We start from the raw sequence: 16,444 nt of genomic DNA, 5'->3' as shown, positions 1-16,444 counted from the left end.
GCAAGCCGTATTCGCTGGATTACGGCCGCTTCGCGCCCCAGCGGGAACAAGCTCCCTCGCCACGATCCCGGCAGTGGGTTTCATCGCTGATTGCCCAGAAACTCCCGATACAACCGCGCGGTATTCCCCGGCTGTTCAACCATCGGCATGTGCCCGACGCCGTCCCACACGTCGACCCGCAGGTTGGCAATACCCTTGCTCCAGATCGGCACGCTGCTGACGTCGATCAAGCGGTCCTTGCGTCCCCACAACAGCAGCGCCGGGCATTTGATGTCGGCCAGTTTCGGCTCCATCGGCGGGCTGGCGCGAAAGTCGCGGAAGATCTCTTCCAGCTCATCGCGCTGGCGTTCGTAACGCTGGGCGATCGCGTCCAGTACCAGCCCGGGCACCCACGGTGGCGAGGCCATGGTCATCGCATAGAACTGGCGAAACTCTTCCCGGGAATTGATCAGAAACGGGTTATGCCCGCGCGCCAGATGCCGCTCCATGTCGCTGGCCTGCGGTGCGGTGACGCCGGCCGGGTCGATCAGCGCCACCGAGGCGATCCGCTCCGGGTAAGTCGCCGCCAGCCATGCCGCGATGTAGCCGCCCATCGAGTTGCCGATCACGTGCACTTTTTCCACGCCACAGACGTCGAGCAACTGGATCATGCGCTTGGCCTGCAGCGGAATGTCATAGCCACCACCGGCCTTGAACCCGGTTTCACCGTGGCCGGCGATGTCCGGAATGATCACCCGGTACTGCCGGACGAAATGCCGGGCGAAGCGCAGCCACAGGTTCTTGTCGGCGCTGTAGCCGTGCAGCATCAGGATCGCGCTGGCCGCTTCATAGGGGCCGCCTTGCCACGTCGATACGCTCATTTCAGCGATCGGCACCTCGATTTTATGCAGCTTATACAGCTTGGCTTCGAGGGCCGTACTCAGGTCGTACAGCCAATGGCCGACCGCCGGGTAACTCAACCAGCTCCAGGCGACGAAAACCGCGAGAGCGACAAACAGCAAAAGCATCGACGTCTTCCTTTTACGTGTTCAGGACAGAATGTGGTCAGCCGGTTTCAGCGCCCGGGTCAACCGGTAGTAGCTGAAACTGAAGCCCGGAAATATCGCGATCACATGACCGCTTTTGCTCTGATACCAACTGTGACAGCCGCCGGACTTCCATACCGTGCGTTCCATCTCACGGTGGATCATTGCAGTGTAGGAACGTTCCGCTTCGGCGCGCACCTCGATGCTGTGCAGGCCCTTGGCCTCAAGGGTGTGGATGCAATCGAGGATGTAGTTCATCTGCGCCTCGATGATGAACAGCGCCGAGGTATGCCCGATGCCGGTGTTCGGTCCGGTGACGATAAACAGGTTGGGGAAGTCCGGCAGGCTGGTGCCCAAATAGGCGCGCGGGTACTGCGCCCAGACATCCTTGAGCTGTACGCCGTGCTTGCCGGTCACCGGGTAGGACACCACGCCGTCGGTGGCGTCGTAGCCGGTGGACCAGACAATCAGGTCGACCTCAATGTGCTGGCCGTCCGTAGTGGTGATTCCGCTTTCATCGATTTCGGCGATGCCTTGCTCACGACTGTGCAGCGTGACATTAGGCCGGGTCAGCGCCGGGTAATAGGTGCTGGAAAGCAGGATGCGCTTGCAGCCGATGGTGAAGTCCGGGGTGAGTTTTTCGCGCAACAGCGGATCCGGCACCTGTTGCTTGAGAAAGCGCAGCGCCTGACGCTGGACCAGGTGAATCGCCGGTCTGGAATATTTGAAGGCGATCACCCGGGTTTCGAATTGCCAGTAGAGCAGCCAGCGCAGCAGCTTGTACGCCGGTTTCAAGCCCAGCAACCAGCGCTGAAAGCGCCCGAACGTGCGATCGGCCCGAGGCAATACCCAGTGCGCTGTGCGCTGGAACACATGCAGGTGCCCGACCTCGGGGGCAATCGCCGGAATCACCTGCGCGGCACTGGCGCCGCTGCCGACGATGGCCACGCGTTTACCCCGGTAGTCGTAGCTGTGATCCCAGTTGTTGGTATGAAAAGTCTTGCCCTGAAAGCGCTCCAGGCCGGGGAACGCGGGGATCACCGGTTGGCTCAGCGGGCCGCTGGCATTGATCACGAACTGCGCGTAGAAGACTCCGCGGCTGGTCTGCACCGCCCAGCGCTTTTCCGCCTCGTGCCATTCAATGCGTTCAACATTGGTTTGCAGCTCGACACGTTCGCGCAGGCCGAAATGCTCGATCACGTATTGGGTGTATTGATGCAGTTCGGCCTGGGCGGCGAACATCTGCGTCCAGCGATACGGCGCGAACGACAGCGAATACAGCGGCGAAGGCACATCCACCGCTGCGCCGGGGTAGGTGTTCTGACACCAGGTGCCGCCGAAAAAGTCGCGCCGTTCCAGCAGGCGGAAATCGTCGATCCCGGCCTTGAGCAAATTGACCGCCGCACACTGGCCGCCAAATCCGCTGCCGATGATCAACACTCGGTAGGTCTGCATGGGCCTCCTTCTTATAGTCGTTTTTCCGTTTTCATCCTTTCAGGTATAGCTAAATATTTGCCCTGTGCGCGGCGGCGATGCCCCGGTATTCAGCGGCTGGCCGGTGATGGCTATTTAATCGCTGCCTGTTAGACTTCCAGCACATCCGTCTGACGGTGTGCGCAGGTTCCGTTGAGTGGTCGAGGCCCTTATGCGAAACAAGGGGGGAAAGGGACTTTCACTGGCCAGGAGGCTTTATACATCGCGAACCCTCGGCCTGGTGCTGGGGCTGTTGTGCGTGAGCGCGGCGATGTACCCGCTCGAGCCGCCGCTGTGGGTCTGGGCGCTGATGTTGTTCAATGGCCTGCTCTGGCCGCATCTGGCGTTTCAATGGGCCCGTCGTGCCAGCGTTCCCTACCACGCCGAACACCGCAATCTGTTGGTCGACGCATTTATGGGCGGCTTCTGGGTCGCCGCTATGCATTTCAATCCGCTGCCCAGTGCTACCACGATCTCGATGATGGCGATGAACAACGTTGCCATCGGCGGACTGCGTTTTCTCGCGGCGGGCCTGGCGGCGCAGATCCTCGGCATCGGTGTCGGCCTGGTGGTGTTCGCCCCGGCATTCATCCCGCAAACCTCACCGTTGCAGCTCTACGCATGCCTGCCGTTGCTGATGCTGTACCCGTTGGCGCTGGGCTGGATCTGCTTTCGTCAGGCCTACACGCTGGGCCTGCACAAGCGTGAACTGCTGGCGCTGAGCCGCACCGACAGCCTCACCGGGCTGCTCAACCACGGCGCCTGGAAGGATCAGCTGGAAGTCGAGTTTCAACGCTGCCGCCAGCAGAAGCAGGGCGCGGCCATCGCGTTGATCGACATCGACCATTTCAAGCCGATCAACGACACCTACGGTCACGTCGCCGGCGATATCGTGCTGCGCCAGTTGAGCAAGATGCTCAAGCAGAATTTGCGCGCCGCCGACGTGGCCGGGCGTTACGGTGGTGACGAATTCTGCGTGATCCTGCCCGACCTGCCGCTGTTCAACGCCGCCCAGGCCATGGAAGCCTTGCGCGAACGTTTCGCCACCTTGGGTTACGAGCAGAACCCGGCGCTCAAGGTCAGCCTGAGCATTGGCCTGGCCGCCTACGATCCGAGCCATGGCGACGCGACCCGGTGGCTCAACGATGCCGATCAGGCGCTGTACGAGGCCAAGGCCACCGGGCGCAATCGAGTGATCTGCAACAGTGATGATCGGCCGAAACACGAAGTGCTCGATTCGGTCTGACTGCCCACCACAATTCCTGCAGGTGTTCGGTGTCCGCCGCAGAGATGTCGCATCCGGTATAGAGCCTTGCGCCGATGTCAGGTACGGTTTAATCCCCCCCGACGCGAAACAAGGATCGATTCATGACGTTCTCATTTTCCCGCTCCCTGCTGGCCGCCAGCCTTGGCCTGTCCCTTGCCTTCAGCACCGTCAACGCCTTCGCCGAACCGCACAAGCAAGTGCTGGCCGACGCCGAGCAGTATCAACCCGAAGCGCTGAAACTGCTGGAACGGCTGGTCAATATCGACTCCGGCTCCGGTTATGAACCGGGCTTGAAACAGGTCAGCGAGATCGCCATCGATGAGCTGAAAAAACTCGGCGCGACCATCGAGCTGGTGCCCAATACCCCGGAAAAATCCAACCACGTGCTGGCGACCTTCAAGGGCACCGGCAAGGCAAAAATCCTCTTGATGGCGCACATGGACACGGTGTTCAAGGAAGGTTCCGCCGCCGAACGCCCGTTCCGGATCAAGGACGGCCGCGCCTACGGGCCGGGGGTGATGGACGACAAGGGCGGCATCGTCGCCGGGATCTACGCGCTGAAAATTCTGCAGAACCTCGACTTCAAGGACTACGCGCAAATCACCTTCCTGCTCGACGCCAGCGAGGAAACCGGCTCGGACGTCGCCACCGACCTGATCAAGAAAACCGCCAAGGCCCATGACGTGACCCTCAACCTTGAGCCGGGGCGTCCGGCCGATGGCCTGGTGGTGTGGCGCAAGGGCAGTGCGACCGCGCTGGTCGAGGTCAAGGGCAAGGCTGCGCATGCCGGGGTGGCGCCGGAGCTGGGGCGTAACGCGGCAATGGAGGCGGCGCACCAGATTCTGCAACTGGGCAAACTCGGCGACGAGGCGAAGAAAACCACGATCAACTTCACCGTGCTCCAGGCCGGCGATCGCACCAACGTGATCCCGGATCACGCCAGCGCCAAGGCTGACGTGCGCGCGGCGGTACCGGAAGAGTTCGACCGGATCGAGAAAGACCTGGCGCGGGTGTCGCAGGACAAGCTGATCGCCGAAACCGAAGTCACCACCAGCCTCAAGCGCGGCCTGCCGCCGATGCCGCAAACGGCGGAGTCGGATCGCTTGATGGCCATGGCCCAGGGGATTTACGGCGAGATCGGCCGCAAGCTGACCGAGGAGGGCAGCGGTGGCGCGGCGGATGCCAGTCTGTCCGCCGGGGTTGGCACGCCGACGCTGGACGGTTTCGGGATTGTCGGCGGCAATATTCACACGCCGGAGGAATACGCCGAAGTGGCGAGCGTGGCGCCGCGGATTTATCTGTTGTCGCGGATGATCATGGAGTTGGCCAAATAGGCACAGCTTGAACAGTGTTCAGGGATGAAGCGACAGGCCCCATCGCTGGCAAGCCACCCGCAGTGGATCTTCAGTGAACGCAGTCTCTGTGTTCGACACAGATCAAATGTGGGATCGAGCCTGCTCGCGATGGTGTCGGCACAATCAATAGCCATACAGCCTGATCCACCGCCTTCGCTGGCAAGCCAGCTCCCAGAGTGTTGGGTGGTGACCACCCATCGATGGTCTGCCAAATAACCTGTGGGAGCGGGCTTGCCCGCGATGGCGTCAGCCCGGCCAACACGTCACTCCTTGACGCTCATGTATTCCTTCGCCCACAGGATGTAGTCCTCAGGCTGGGTGTAGGTGTGCGTCAGCTCGGTGGCGCTCAGGTCCGAGGCCTGGGTGAAGATCTGCCGCTGTTCGCGCAGGCTGTCGTAGGTGGCCTTGATCGCCGCGAAATACGCGCCGTGACCGTCGATGGTCACGCGCACGCCCAGTTCGGCCAGGCGTTTGTCGTCGCGCAGTGCCGGGTTGCCGTAGGTGACCAGCATCAGCGGCACGGTCAAGTGTTCGGCAATTTGCTCGAGCTGATCGAAGTCCTGAATCCCGACCATGCAGATGCCGTCGGCACCGGCGGCCTGGTATTGCTTGGTGCGGCTGATGATTTCCTGGTTCGGCAGGATGCCGGCGTTGGTGCGGGCAATGATCGCCATTTCCGAATCGACCCGCGCTTCCAGCGCCGCGCGGATCTTGCCGACGCCTTCGGCGACCGAGATCAGGTCGGTGGATTTGCGGCCGAATTGTGCCGGCAGCAGGGTGTCTTCGATGGTCAGGGCGGCGACGCCGGCGCGTTCCAGTTCGACGATGGTGCGCATCACGTTGAGGGCGTTGCCGTAGCCGTGGTCGGCGTCGGCGATCACCGGCAATTGGGCGACGCGGCCGATGCGGGTGGCCTGTTCGGCGAATTCACTGAGGGTGATCAGGGCAAAGTCGGGGGCGCCCAGTACCTGCAACGAGGCCACGGAGCCGCCGAGGATCCCGACTTCAAAACCCAGGTCGGCGGCTATGCGCGCGGACATCGGGTCGAACACCGAGGCGGTGTGGTAGCAGGTGTCGGAAGCCAGCAATTGACGGAAGTTACGGCGCAAATCTTGATGGGAAAGCCTGGTCATACGAGTTCCACCAATACAAAGGAATGGAACGGCTTGAGCAAAGGTGTCAACGCCGAAGAATGAAAAGGCTATCACGCGAATGGGTCAGGGTTCATGACGAATTTGCGAGTGAGGCGTTGATGACGGTTCCAGCGGCTGAAAGGTTTCATCTGCAATCAGCGGATTTTCAGTGGCAGGGCCCGAGATCAGGCCGCTACCGCCTGTTGCTGTTGCCTGGGCAGCAGCACCGCGCGCACCGAATTGCCCGGTTGCAATTGCAGGCGCTTGGCGGTGAGGCGGTCGACCACCAGGGAATTGCCGACCTGACGACCCGCGGCCACGGTGATGCGGCAGTTTTCCAGGCGCCGGTTGTGGATCAGCCATAACGGCGCCTGATCATCCGGCGTGCCCAGGCTCAGGGTCAGCGCCAGGCTGTCGCGCACGGTACGAATGCTGCCGATCGGTGCTTCGATCACCGGGCCGCCGTCGAAGATGTCGATGTAGCCCTTATGGGTAAACCCTTCTTCGCGCAGGATCTTCAGCGCCGCTTCGGTGTTGGGATGCGGTTGGCCAATGACCGCTTGTGCCTGTTCGGTCAGCAGACAGGTGTACAGCGGCTGGCGCGGCATCAGTTCGGCGATGAACGACTTGTTGCCCAGGCCCGACAAGTGGTCGGCGTGGCTGAAGTCCATCTTGAAAAAGTGCCGGCCCAGGCTGTCCCAGAACGGTGAACGACCAAGTTCATCGGCGCTGCCGCGCAGTTCGGCGATCATCTTCTCGCCAAACAACTGCGGAAACTCGGCCACGAACAGCAAGCGTCCCAACGACAGCAGCCGCCCATTGCTGCCATGGCGATGGTCGTGGCTGAGGAACAATGAGCACAGTTCCGACTGGCCCGTCAGTTCGTTATTGAGGAACAGCGTAGGAATCTGTCGCGAAATGCCCAGATCCGGCGCCGAACTCACGGTCAGGCCAACCCGGTAGTTGTACCAGGGCTCACGCAGGCCCACCGCCCCGGTCAGGGCGCTGACGCCGACCACGCGCAGGTCGTCGTCTTCGAGCACGAACAGATAATCGGCGTCGGCCCGCTCGACCTGCTCGGCGAACGCGCGCTGAGCCCAGCGCACCCGATGGGCGAGGCGGTCTTCATTGGCCGGCAGGGTGGTGAACCCCGGGCCGGCCTGTTGCACCAGGGTCATCAGCGCTGGTAGATCGCTGACTTTGACCGGACGGACGATCATGCGGTAACTCCTTGTACGCGCCTGTTCGGGCACTGTCGTTGGGTGTGCAGCCGGGCGTGGTTCACAGGGCTGTCAGCCTGATCGTGCTGCCATCGCTGATATTCAGCGCCGCACACAGGTCCGGTGTGAGCGACAGCGGTTGATCGGGCTGGTAATCCAGATCGGCGACGATGGCCCGGAAGCCCTGTAGTGCGTCGTTGCTCAGCAGATAGCGGCCCCGGGCGTCGATCTGCGGTTGCTGGCGCACGGTGGCAGTCTGGCTGAGGGCTATCGAACGGATGTTCGCGGTGCGCGCATACAGGGTCGGGCCGGCGTCGAACAGGTCGATGTAGCTGTTGGTTTCAAAGCCTTCACGTTCGAGGATGTCGAAGGCTTCCTGGCCGTCAGGGTGAATCCGGCCGATGCATGCCTGCGCCGCCGGGGGCAGCATCGGCACGTAGATCGGGTATTGCGGCATCAGTTCGGCGAGAAAGGTGCGGCTCTGCAGGCCACACAGGCGCTCGGCCTCGACGTAGGGCAGGTCGAAAAAATGCTTGCCCAGGGCGTCCCAGAACGGCGAGTGGCCGTTCTCGTCGCTGTAACCGACGATTTCGGTGATCACCGCATCGGCAAACCGTTGTGCGTGGGCGGCGATGAACAGCAATCGCGCCCGCGACAGCAATTCGGAAAAGGCGCTGCGCACCAGCGCGTTGTCGATGTGAAAGCCGCGCAGCAAGGTGTGGTCGTTGAGGTCGTGACACAGCGACAGCGCCGGCACGCCGTGCTCGATGTTCAATTCCCGCGAGGCACTGGTGAAGTGGCGGTTGCGCAGGCTGTAGAACGGTTCGTTGAAACCGGCAGTAGCGAGGATCTCCGAGCAGCCGACCAGCCGTTGTTGCTCGAGGTCTTCCAGCACGAAGAAGTAGTTCTCAGGGCCTTGCGCCTGAATGTCGCTGTCGAACGAGGCGCAGGAGCCGGTGATTTTTTCGCGCAGGCGCTCGCTGTCGTCCGGCAGCGACGTGACGCCGACCAGACTGTCGCGGGCCAGTTGCTGCAATTGCGGCAGGTCGGTTGGCTCGACTGGGCGTAAGACCAGCATGGATGCACTCCTGTATCAAAGGGTTCGGTGATCCCCACCGAACCTGACTATCACTGTCGGTTGCCACGCTTTAAAGCGGCGGTCGCCTGATTTGTTGTCAGACGCCGCCCTTTTTCTTGTCAGCCATTGCTCGGGTCAGGCAGCGCGGTGCTGGCGCCGAGCTTGTTCAGGAAGAACAGGTACACCAGGCCCAGGGCGATCCAGATCAGACCGAGTTTCTGCGCATCGACGCCCATGTTGTACATGATGGCGGCGACGATGATGAAGCCGATCACCGGGCAGATCAGATGGCGTACGACCTGACCGGATTTCTGCCGACGCCAGTAGTAGTTGATCACTGTCAGGTGCAGCAGCATGAAGCCGCTGAGGGCACCGAAGTTGACCAGCGAGGTCAGGGTGTCGACCGAATTGATGAACAGGTAGCAAATCACCAGCGACAGCACCGCCACCAGGTAAATGCTCAGGTACGGGGTGTTGTGCTTCGGGTGCACCTTGGCCAGCACTTTCGGCAGCTTGCCGTCGCGAGCCATGCCGAACAGCAGGCGCGACACGGCGGCTTGCGAGGTGATCGCCACCGCCACGCCCCAGGCCAGCGCGGTCGCCACACCGGTCAGGGTGGCCAGCCAGCTGCCGGCGGCAATTTCGGCGATTTCATAGAACGCGGTGTCGGCTGACTTGAAGCCCATGCCGGCCGCCAGATCGGTGGCGATCCAGGTCTGCACGACGAAAATCGCGCCCATTACCACCAGGGTGATCAGCGCGGCTTTGCCGACGCTTTTGCCCGGGTCGCCTTTGATTTCTTCCGCGAGGGTCGAGATCGCATCGAAGCCGAGGAACGACAGCACCGCAATCGACACCGCTTGCATCAGCAGGGCGAAGTTGAACGTTTCCGGGTGATACAGCGGCGCCAGGGTCAGTTCGCCGTTGCCCCCACCGTTGTGCAGGGCGTTCCAGGCGTAGAACAGGAAAATCCCCAGCACCACCAGTTGCGCCAGCAGGAAGATGATGTTCATCCGTGCGGTGAAGGTGATGCCACGCAGGTTGACGAACGTCGCGCTGACCAGGAACGCCAGAATGAAGCCGACTTTCGGAATGTCCGGGTACAGATGGTTCAGGGCCATCGCTGCGTAGACGTAGAGCAGCGGCGGAATCAGCAGGTAATCGAGCAGCATCAGCCAGCCGGCGATGAAACCGACGTGCTGATTGAGGCCACGTTGCGCGTAGGAATATACGGAGCCGGCAATCGGAAATGCCCGCGCCATGCTGCCGTAGCTCAGCGCGGTGAACAGCATCGCGACCATGCCGATGATGTAGGCCAGCGGCACCATCCCGGGCGCCTCGGCATTGACGTAGCCATACACGCCGAAGGGGGCGATGGGGATCATGAAGATCATCCCGTACACCACCAGGTCGGTCAGTGTCAGGCTACGTTTCAACTCCTGTTTGTAGCCAAACTCTTCTATTTCCATGAAGCGAACTCCTTGTCAGCCTATCCAGCGTTTTTAGTTGTTATGTCGATCCGTCGGTTACAGCGTCAGCAGTTTTAACAGCATTGGTTACAGCAGGGGCGCCAGGCGCTCGGCCCACAGCGCGGCGGCTTCGGAGCTGCGCAGCAGATCGTTGCGCACCTCGATCAGCACCGACTCCAGGCCTCGGGCATCGCCGTGCACCGGCACGGTCATGTCGCCCAGCGGATCAATCCGGTACGGCTGGTTGCCCGCGACTTTCAGCGGGTACTGGCCGAGGCCGTTGATCACCCGCTGCGCATAGGCGCTGGCCTGACCGAACAGCACGCCGACTTCCAGCGAGCGCGGCTGGCCGTAATACACCGGGGTAAAACTGTGAATCCCTACGACCCGCACCGGCTGGCCCTGCGCGACGCGCTCGTCGATCAAGGTCTGCAACTGGGCGTGAAACGGTTTGAACAGCTTCTGGCGCCGGTATTCGCGGGTGGCCTCATCCAGGTCGCGGTTGCCGGGCACCTGATAAATCTCGCTTTGCGCCGGGATGCTGTCAGGGGCATGCCGGGGCCGGTTGAGGTCGATCAGCAGCCGTGAATAGTTGGCGCTCAACAGCGTCGCCCCAAGTTTTTCCGACAGCGCTTCGGCCAGTTGCAAGGCACCGATGTCCCAGGCGATGTGTTCGCGCGCGGCTGCATCGTCCAGGCCCAGATTGTTCAGGGCTTCGGGGATGTAGCGGCTGGCGTGCTCACACACCAGGATCAACGGATGCGATGCATCTTCGCGGCTCAGGTTGTAGACCGGGCGGGTATACAACCCCAGCTCGGCGGATTCAGTACAGGCGTGCATAGTGCTCACACAGGTCAGCGGGCGAGAGCTGTTCCGTCAGCGCCAGTTCCTCGGTTTTAAGGGCGTGATAAGTGTCGAGCAACGGCTTGGGCAGCCATTGGTTGAAGGCTGCACTGTCACGCAGGCAATCCAGCGCCTGGGCCAGCGAGGCGGGCAGGGCAACGATGCCCCGGGCCTTGCGTTGCTCGTCGTTGAGTGAATCGGGAATTTCATCAGTGATCGCGTTCAGCGCCAGACGCTGTTCGATGCCCAGCCGTCCGGCGATCAGCAGCGCGGCCATCGCCAAGTGCGGCGAGGCGGTGGCGTCCATGGCGCGGAATTCCAGGTTGTACTGCGCCGCCACGGACTTGCCGCCCAGGCTCACGGTCGGGCAGATACGCAATGCCGCTTCGCGGTTCTGCTGCCCCAGGCAGGCGTAGGACGCGCTCCAGTGATGTGGCTGCAAACGCTCGTACGACACCGGCGTCGGCGCGGTGAACGCACACAGCGCCGGCAGGTAATGCAGGACCCCGGCGGCCCAATGCTGGCCGAGGGTCGACAGGCCGTTGCTGGTGCCCGCGTCGTAGAGCATCGGCAGGCCTTGCAGATCGAGCAGGCTGATGTGCAGGTGCACGCCGTTGCACACCGCGTCGGCCTTGGTTTTCGGCGCGAAGCTGACGTCGACGCCCATTTGCCGGGCGATTTCGCGGGTGATCTCGCGCACGTTGACCGCGCGATCCGCCGCTGCCACGCCGCGGGTCGGGCGGCAGGTGATTTCGTATTGATGCTTGCCGTATTCGGGCAGGAACATTTCCGGCTCGACGCCGCCGGCGCGCAGGGCACTGAGCAGCCAGCCGCCGAATTCGGCGCCCTGACGCTGGGCTTCGAGAGAGAACGCCAAGTGTTCGGCGAAGCCGGCATGCAGGTTGAATTCGTGTTCGAACGCGGCGTTGACCTGCAACCCGAGGTCGTCGCGATAGCGCTCGATTTCATCGCGCAAAAGCGTGCGCGGGCAGGCGCTCCACGGGCGGCCATCGGTTTCGCGGATGTCGCCGTGGATGAAGTCCAGCGCCGGGGCTGCAGCGTCCGGGCCGTTGCCGACGGTGACGCGGCTGGCAAGATCGGGGATCAGCCGCAAATCGCCATAAGCGCCCCACGGGTTGCTCGAGGCGATGATGTCCTGGGGCGTCAGCGCACTGTTGGCCGGCACCCAGCCGCAACCGGCGGCTTGATAATGCTCCAGCTCGTCGGTGGGAAACGAGCGGCCACGGGTGATGCCGATCAGGTCGGTGGTGACGATGGTGGTCATCGGCAACGGCGTCAGGCGTTCGCTCATGGGCGCATCTCCTGCAACCGGCCGAGCACGGTTTGCGTGTCGGTGATCCAGCAATAGCCCTTGATCGCGTTCAGGCAGGCGTCGTGTCGCGCCTGGGTGTAGGTGGCACAGGCGTCTTCGACCAGCGTCACCAGATAGCCACGGTCGGCGGCGTCGCGCACGGCCATGTCGACGCATTGGTCGGTGACGATGCCGGCAATGATCAGGTGACGGGTTTCGAGGTTGCGCAGCACGTAATCGATGTTGGTCGAGTTGAACACCCCGGACGAGGTTTTCGGCAGCACGATTTCGTTTACCACCGGGGTCAGGTCGTCGATGATCCGCGCCTGCTCACTGCCCTTGGGCAGGTGCATGTCCGACAGTTTGTGGTCCAGCGAGCGGTCGCGGCCGTCGGCGGTCAGGCTCTCGATGATGGTGTGCAGCACGTTCTGCCGCGCTTCGCGAAAGGCGCTGAGCAACCGGCGTTGATTAGGCACCACCTGCATGTGCGCACGGGTCAGGAAATATTCGGCGTCCGGGCCGTCGAGGTGCGGGTCGAACTGCGGTTCGAGCCAGGCACGCTGCATGTCCACCAGCAACAACGCGGTGTGGTCGGTGACAAACGGCAGATCCCGCGGCGAGCGGTGGGGAAGGCTGAACATCCTTATTTATCCTCCAGCAGGTGGGTGTTGAACTCATTGCGCATGGCATCGATGCCTTCCAGGCGATCGGCCAGATCCGGGCTGCGCAGGGTCAGGCAGGCAATCAGCGCTTCGACCTGGGCCAGCGCCGGCACCATGGTGTCGAACGGCGAGGCCGATTCCACCGGGGCGCTGATGATCAGGTCAGCCAGTTCGCGCAGCGGCGAGGCATAGATGTCGGTGAACAGCACCACCCGCGCGTTACGGCTCTTTGCGGCACTGGCCACGCGCAAGGCCTGGGTCTGGTAGCGGCGATAGTCGAACAGCAGCACCACATCCTGACGTTGCAGATCGAACAGCCGGTCCGGCAGTTGCGCGTTGTCTTCCAGGGCAAAGCAGCCGGGCCGCAGCAGGCGCATGTGATTGAGCAGGTAGTTGGCCATCAGGCCGCTGAAGCGTCCGCCGAAGCAGTAGATCTGGTGCCGGGTGTCGAGCAGCCAGTCCAGCAGAATGCGCACGTCTTCGGGCTGGGTCAGGGCCTGGGTTTCCACCAGTTGGCGCTGACTGTCGGCCAGATAATGGCCCCAGGCATCGTCCTTGTTCAGCTGCGAACGCGGCTGCAACAGTGTGCGTGGTGACCGCAGGCGGTGGTCCATGTCGCTGAGCAGGGCGTCCTGAAATTCGGCATAACCGCCGAATCCGAGCTTCTTCACCAGCCGCACGATGGTCGGATCGCTGACGCCGGCGTGTTCGGCCAGACGCGCCATCGGACCCAGGCCGTTGCGTGGATACTGGTCGAGCAGCGCGCGAATCACTTTGCGCTCCGACGGCGTCAGTTCCAGGCCGGGATCGGTGATCAAGTCTCTTAGAGGGGGCATCCGGGCTCCTGCTGGATGAAGGGGGTGTCGAATTTGTTTCACAATTCGCTAAAACAGTATTTATGTAACTCAGGTTACATGTCTAGTGAATTTTTACCGGTAGCGATTCAGCGTTTAAATAACGTGAGAGGCCTGTGTAACAAGGGCTACACCGATGTCGCTGGTCTTTGTAGTCCATTGCCCATCGGCGTGTAAGACATTGCCGTTTTTTCACCTTCAGCAGGTTGGAAGCCGAGGTTTCGAGCTCACCCGCGCGGCCCGGTTTGCGGCACAATTGCCGCAAGACCGGCCGTTTGCAGCCGATTCAACGATATTCAGCGAGTGCAAACCCTGTGCAATCCACCCGTTTGACTTTGATTTGCCATGCTCGAACCGTCGCACAGAAATTGTCGCGTTTTCCTACGAACGAGCCTGTTGAAAATCAGCCATTGGCGCTCGAAGTGCTGGCGAAACAGTTCGCTAGCGCCACGCGTCTGCTGTGCGGGCCGGAATTGCGCACGCGCCAGACCGCCGAGTGGTTCGGTGCGGCACCGCAAGTGGACGAAGCGTTGCGCGATTGCGATTGGGGGCGCTGGCACGGGCAAGCGATCAAGGAGCTGCAACTGAGCGAGGCCGAGGCCTTGCAGGCGTGGATCAACGATCCGCAGGCGGCACCCCATGGTGGCGAATCAGTGATTCAGCTGGGCACGCGGGTCGCGGGATGGCTGCACAGCTTGCAGGCCACGCCGGGACACGTCGTGGCGATCACCCATCCATTCGTGGTGCGCGCTGCGTTAACGCAGGTGGTGCAGGGGGCTGCGTTCAACGCCATCGATGTCGAACCGCTGTCAGTGGTCGAGTTGCGGTTCAACGGCATCTGGCGGCTACGCTTGCCGGGTATCGATCTTGCGGGAGCACAGTGATGAAACGACTGCTGGTCATCGGCATCGGCGCGGGAAACCCCGACTACATCACCATGCAGGCGGTGAAAGCGCTTAACCGCGTGGACGTGTTCTTCCTGATGGACAAAGGCCAGAGCAAGGACAAGCTGCTCGACCTGCGTCGTGACATCTGTGAACGCTACATCACCAATCCTGGCTATCGATTCGTCGAAGCCCACAGCCCGGAACGCGAGCGTGGCGACGTGGACTACACCCGTGCGGTCGAAGATCTGAACCGCGCCAAGCAGGAGACCTTCGAACGGTTGATCAATGAGGAACTGTCCGACGCTCAGTGTGGTGGTTTCCTGGTCTGGGGTGACCCGGCGCTGTACGACAGCACGATACGCATCCTGCGGGCGATTCTGGCCTCGGGCCGCTGTGCTTTCGAGTTTGAAGTGATCCCCGGCATCACCAGCGTTCAGGCCCTGGCCGCGCAACACAAAGTGCCGTTGAACAGCATCGGCCAGCCGCTGGAAATCACCACCGGCCGGCGTCTGGCGGCGGGGCAGGTGAGTGACACGGACAGCCTGGTGGTGATGCTCGATGCCGAAGATGCCTACCGCCATGTTGCGGATCAGCAGACCGAGATTTACTGGGGCGCCTACCTGGGCACGCCGGATGAGATCCTGATCAGCGGCAAGCTCAAGGACGTGGCGCAGCAGATCGAGCGAACGCGCAAGGCGGCGCGGGCCGAGCATGGGTGGATCATGGATACCTATTTGTTGCGCAAGCCCTGATCTGTTTGGCGTCGGCGCGGGCCTCATCGCGGGCAAGCCCGGCTCCCACAGGTTTCCGGGGTGAAATAGATTTGTATGCACGACGCAAAACCTGTGGGAGCTGGCTTGCCAGCGATGGCGTCCTTAAGGTCAACGTCAGGAAATCGCTTTGACCCCTCGCCCAAACCGCTCCCGATACACCGACGGCGGCACCCCGACCACCCTGCGAAATGCCACGCGAAAACTTTCCACCGAACGGTAACCACAGCGCAGGGCAATCTGTTCGGTGTTGTGTGCCGTGCTTTCCAGCAGTTCCCGCGCCCGGGCCAAGCGTTCGTGTTGCAGCCAGGCCTTGGGCGATTGTCCGCTGGCCTCGCTGAAACGCCGCAGAAAGGTGCGCTCGCTCATCGCCGCTTCGCTGGCCAGATCACGCACTTCCAGCGGCTGGTGCAGGCGCTCGCGGGCCCACTGCATCACCCGCGACAGGTCGTTGCGCGGCGTCGGGCTGACCGGTGTGGGAATGAACTGCGCCTGCCCGCCGGTGCGTTGCGGCGACATCACCAGTCGTCGCGCAACCGCATTGGCGACCTGAGTGCCGAAGTCCCGAGCCACCAGATGCAGGCAGGCATCGATCCCGGCGGCGCTGCCCGCCGAGGTGATCAACTGGCCGGAATCGACGTACAGCACGTCCGGATCCACCGCAATCGCCGGGAAGCGCCGCGCCAGTTCATCGCTGTAGCGCCAGTGCGTGGTCGCGCCGTGGCCGTCGAGCAAGCCGCTGGCGGCCAGCACAAATACGCCGGAGCAGATCGATAACAGCCGCGCGCCCTGGGCGTGGGCCTGGCGCAATGCTTCGAGCAGGGCCGGTGGCACCGGGGCTTCACGGTCACGCCAACCGGGAATAATGATGGTGCGCGCTTGCGCCAGCAGCTCCAGGCCGCCGTCGGCCAGTACGTGAATACCGCCCATGGCGCGCATCGGCCCTTGATCAACGGCGACGATGCGATGCTCGTACCACGGAAAATCGAATTCCGGCCGCGACAGGCCGAAGATCTCCACGGCAATCCCGAACTCGAAGGTACAGAGGCCGTCGTAGGCCAGAATCGCGACCAATCCAGGTGAATCAGGCATTTGG

General features: G+C 62.4%; 15 protein-coding genes. 4 read left to right on the top strand and 11 right to left on the bottom strand.

Annotation, left to right across the window (positions count from 1 at the left end; translation table 11 throughout):
- Nucleotides 1-80: 80 nt before the first annotated feature.
- Nucleotides 81-1,007, bottom strand: a complete 927-nt coding sequence (locus tag J5M57_RS01580; RefSeq protein WP_064588099.1) for an alpha/beta fold hydrolase — start codon at nucleotides 1,005-1,007, stop codon at nucleotides 81-83.
- Nucleotides 1,008-1,028: 21 nt separating this feature from the next.
- Nucleotides 1,029-2,480, bottom strand: coding sequence for an NAD(P)/FAD-dependent oxidoreductase (locus J5M57_RS01575; RefSeq protein WP_207849900.1), 1,452 nt, complete (start codon nucleotides 2,478-2,480; stop codon nucleotides 1,029-1,031).
- Nucleotides 2,481-2,670: 190 nt separating this feature from the next.
- On the opposite strand from J5M57_RS01575, the gene J5M57_RS01570 reads away from it, so the two are divergent.
- Nucleotides 2,671-3,744 (top strand): diguanylate cyclase, encoded by a 1,074-nt coding sequence (locus tag J5M57_RS01570; protein WP_207849899.1) that lies wholly within the window; start codon nucleotides 2,671-2,673, stop codon nucleotides 3,742-3,744.
- A gap of 122 nt (nucleotides 3,745-3,866) precedes the next feature.
- On the top strand, nucleotides 3,867-5,099 hold the full coding sequence (locus J5M57_RS01565) for a M20/M25/M40 family metallo-hydrolase (protein ID WP_207849898.1): 1,233 nt from the start codon (nucleotides 3,867-3,869) through the stop codon (nucleotides 5,097-5,099).
- 284 nt (nucleotides 5,100-5,383) lie between these two features.
- Here J5M57_RS01565 and J5M57_RS01560 read toward each other — a convergent pair whose 3' ends face one another.
- The 8 genes from J5M57_RS01560 to J5M57_RS01525 all read right to left on the bottom strand — a co-directional run bounded on the left by J5M57_RS01560 (nucleotide 5,384) and on the right by J5M57_RS01525 (nucleotide 13,673).
- Nucleotides 5,384-6,253 carry an oxaloacetate decarboxylase gene (locus J5M57_RS01560; protein WP_064588095.1) on the bottom strand — a complete coding sequence of 290 codons (870 nt, stop codon included), beginning with the start codon at nucleotides 6,251-6,253 and terminating at the stop codon, nucleotides 5,384-5,386.
- 185 nt (nucleotides 6,254-6,438) lie between these two features.
- The gene (astA, locus tag J5M57_RS01555) at nucleotides 6,439-7,473 is read right to left on the bottom strand and encodes an arginine N-succinyltransferase (protein ID WP_207849897.1); all 1,035 of its coding nucleotides are present in this window, start codon (nucleotides 7,471-7,473) and stop codon (nucleotides 6,439-6,441) included.
- A gap of 61 nt (nucleotides 7,474-7,534) precedes the next feature.
- Nucleotides 7,535-8,551 (bottom strand): arginine N-succinyltransferase, encoded by a 1,017-nt coding sequence (locus tag J5M57_RS01550; RefSeq protein WP_207849896.1) that lies wholly within the window; start codon nucleotides 8,549-8,551, stop codon nucleotides 7,535-7,537.
- Between the two features lie 119 nt (nucleotides 8,552-8,670).
- Nucleotides 8,671-10,020, bottom strand: coding sequence for an APC family permease (locus J5M57_RS01545; RefSeq protein WP_083368685.1), 1,350 nt, complete (start codon nucleotides 10,018-10,020; stop codon nucleotides 8,671-8,673).
- 87 nt (nucleotides 10,021-10,107) lie between these two features.
- Complete coding sequence (locus J5M57_RS01540; protein WP_207849895.1) at nucleotides 10,108-10,860, bottom strand: N-formylglutamate amidohydrolase; 753 nt, start codon at nucleotides 10,858-10,860, stop codon at nucleotides 10,108-10,110.
- Nucleotides 10,844-12,175, bottom strand: coding sequence for a glutamine synthetase (locus J5M57_RS01535; RefSeq protein ID WP_169841283.1), 1,332 nt, complete (start codon nucleotides 12,173-12,175; stop codon nucleotides 10,844-10,846). The genes J5M57_RS01540 and J5M57_RS01535 overlap by 17 nt, the downstream gene beginning before the upstream one ends.
- Nucleotides 12,172-12,816: an isochorismatase family cysteine hydrolase gene (locus J5M57_RS01530; protein ID WP_083368687.1), complete on the bottom strand. Its 645-nt coding sequence runs from the start codon at nucleotides 12,814-12,816 to the stop codon at nucleotides 12,172-12,174. Before J5M57_RS01530 ends, J5M57_RS01535 begins: the two co-directional genes overlap by 4 nt.
- Before the next feature lie 2 nt (nucleotides 12,817-12,818).
- Nucleotides 12,819-13,673: a MurR/RpiR family transcriptional regulator gene (locus tag J5M57_RS01525; protein ID WP_083368688.1), complete on the bottom strand. Its 855-nt coding sequence runs from the start codon at nucleotides 13,671-13,673 to the stop codon at nucleotides 12,819-12,821.
- A 332-nt stretch (nucleotides 13,674-14,005) separates the two neighbouring features.
- On the opposite strand from J5M57_RS01525, the gene J5M57_RS01520 reads away from it, so the two are divergent.
- Nucleotides 14,006-14,575, top strand: a complete 570-nt coding sequence (locus J5M57_RS01520) for a histidine phosphatase family protein (RefSeq protein ID WP_207849894.1) — start codon at nucleotides 14,006-14,008, stop codon at nucleotides 14,573-14,575.
- Nucleotides 14,575-15,330 (top strand): precorrin-6A synthase (deacetylating), encoded by a 756-nt coding sequence (cobF, locus tag J5M57_RS01515; protein WP_207849893.1) that lies wholly within the window; start codon nucleotides 14,575-14,577, stop codon nucleotides 15,328-15,330. Before J5M57_RS01520 ends, cobF begins: the two co-directional genes overlap by 1 nt.
- A gap of 135 nt (nucleotides 15,331-15,465) precedes the next feature.
- Here the strand turns inward: cobF and ftrA are convergent, their stop codons facing one another.
- Nucleotides 15,466-16,440 carry a transcriptional regulator FtrA gene (gene ftrA / locus J5M57_RS01510; protein WP_207849892.1) on the bottom strand — a complete coding sequence of 325 codons (975 nt, stop codon included), beginning with the start codon at nucleotides 16,438-16,440 and terminating at the stop codon, nucleotides 15,466-15,468.
- Nucleotides 16,441-16,444: the final 4 nt, after the last annotated feature.

Origin of the sequence: Pseudomonas sp. 86_A (assembly GCF_017491705.1) — a bacterium.
Lineage (GTDB): Bacteria > Pseudomonadota > Gammaproteobacteria > Pseudomonadales > Pseudomonadaceae > Aquipseudomonas > Aquipseudomonas koreensis.
The sequence above is the reverse complement of the archived record's forward strand: the minus strand, read 5'-3'. Positions and strand labels throughout refer to the sequence as shown.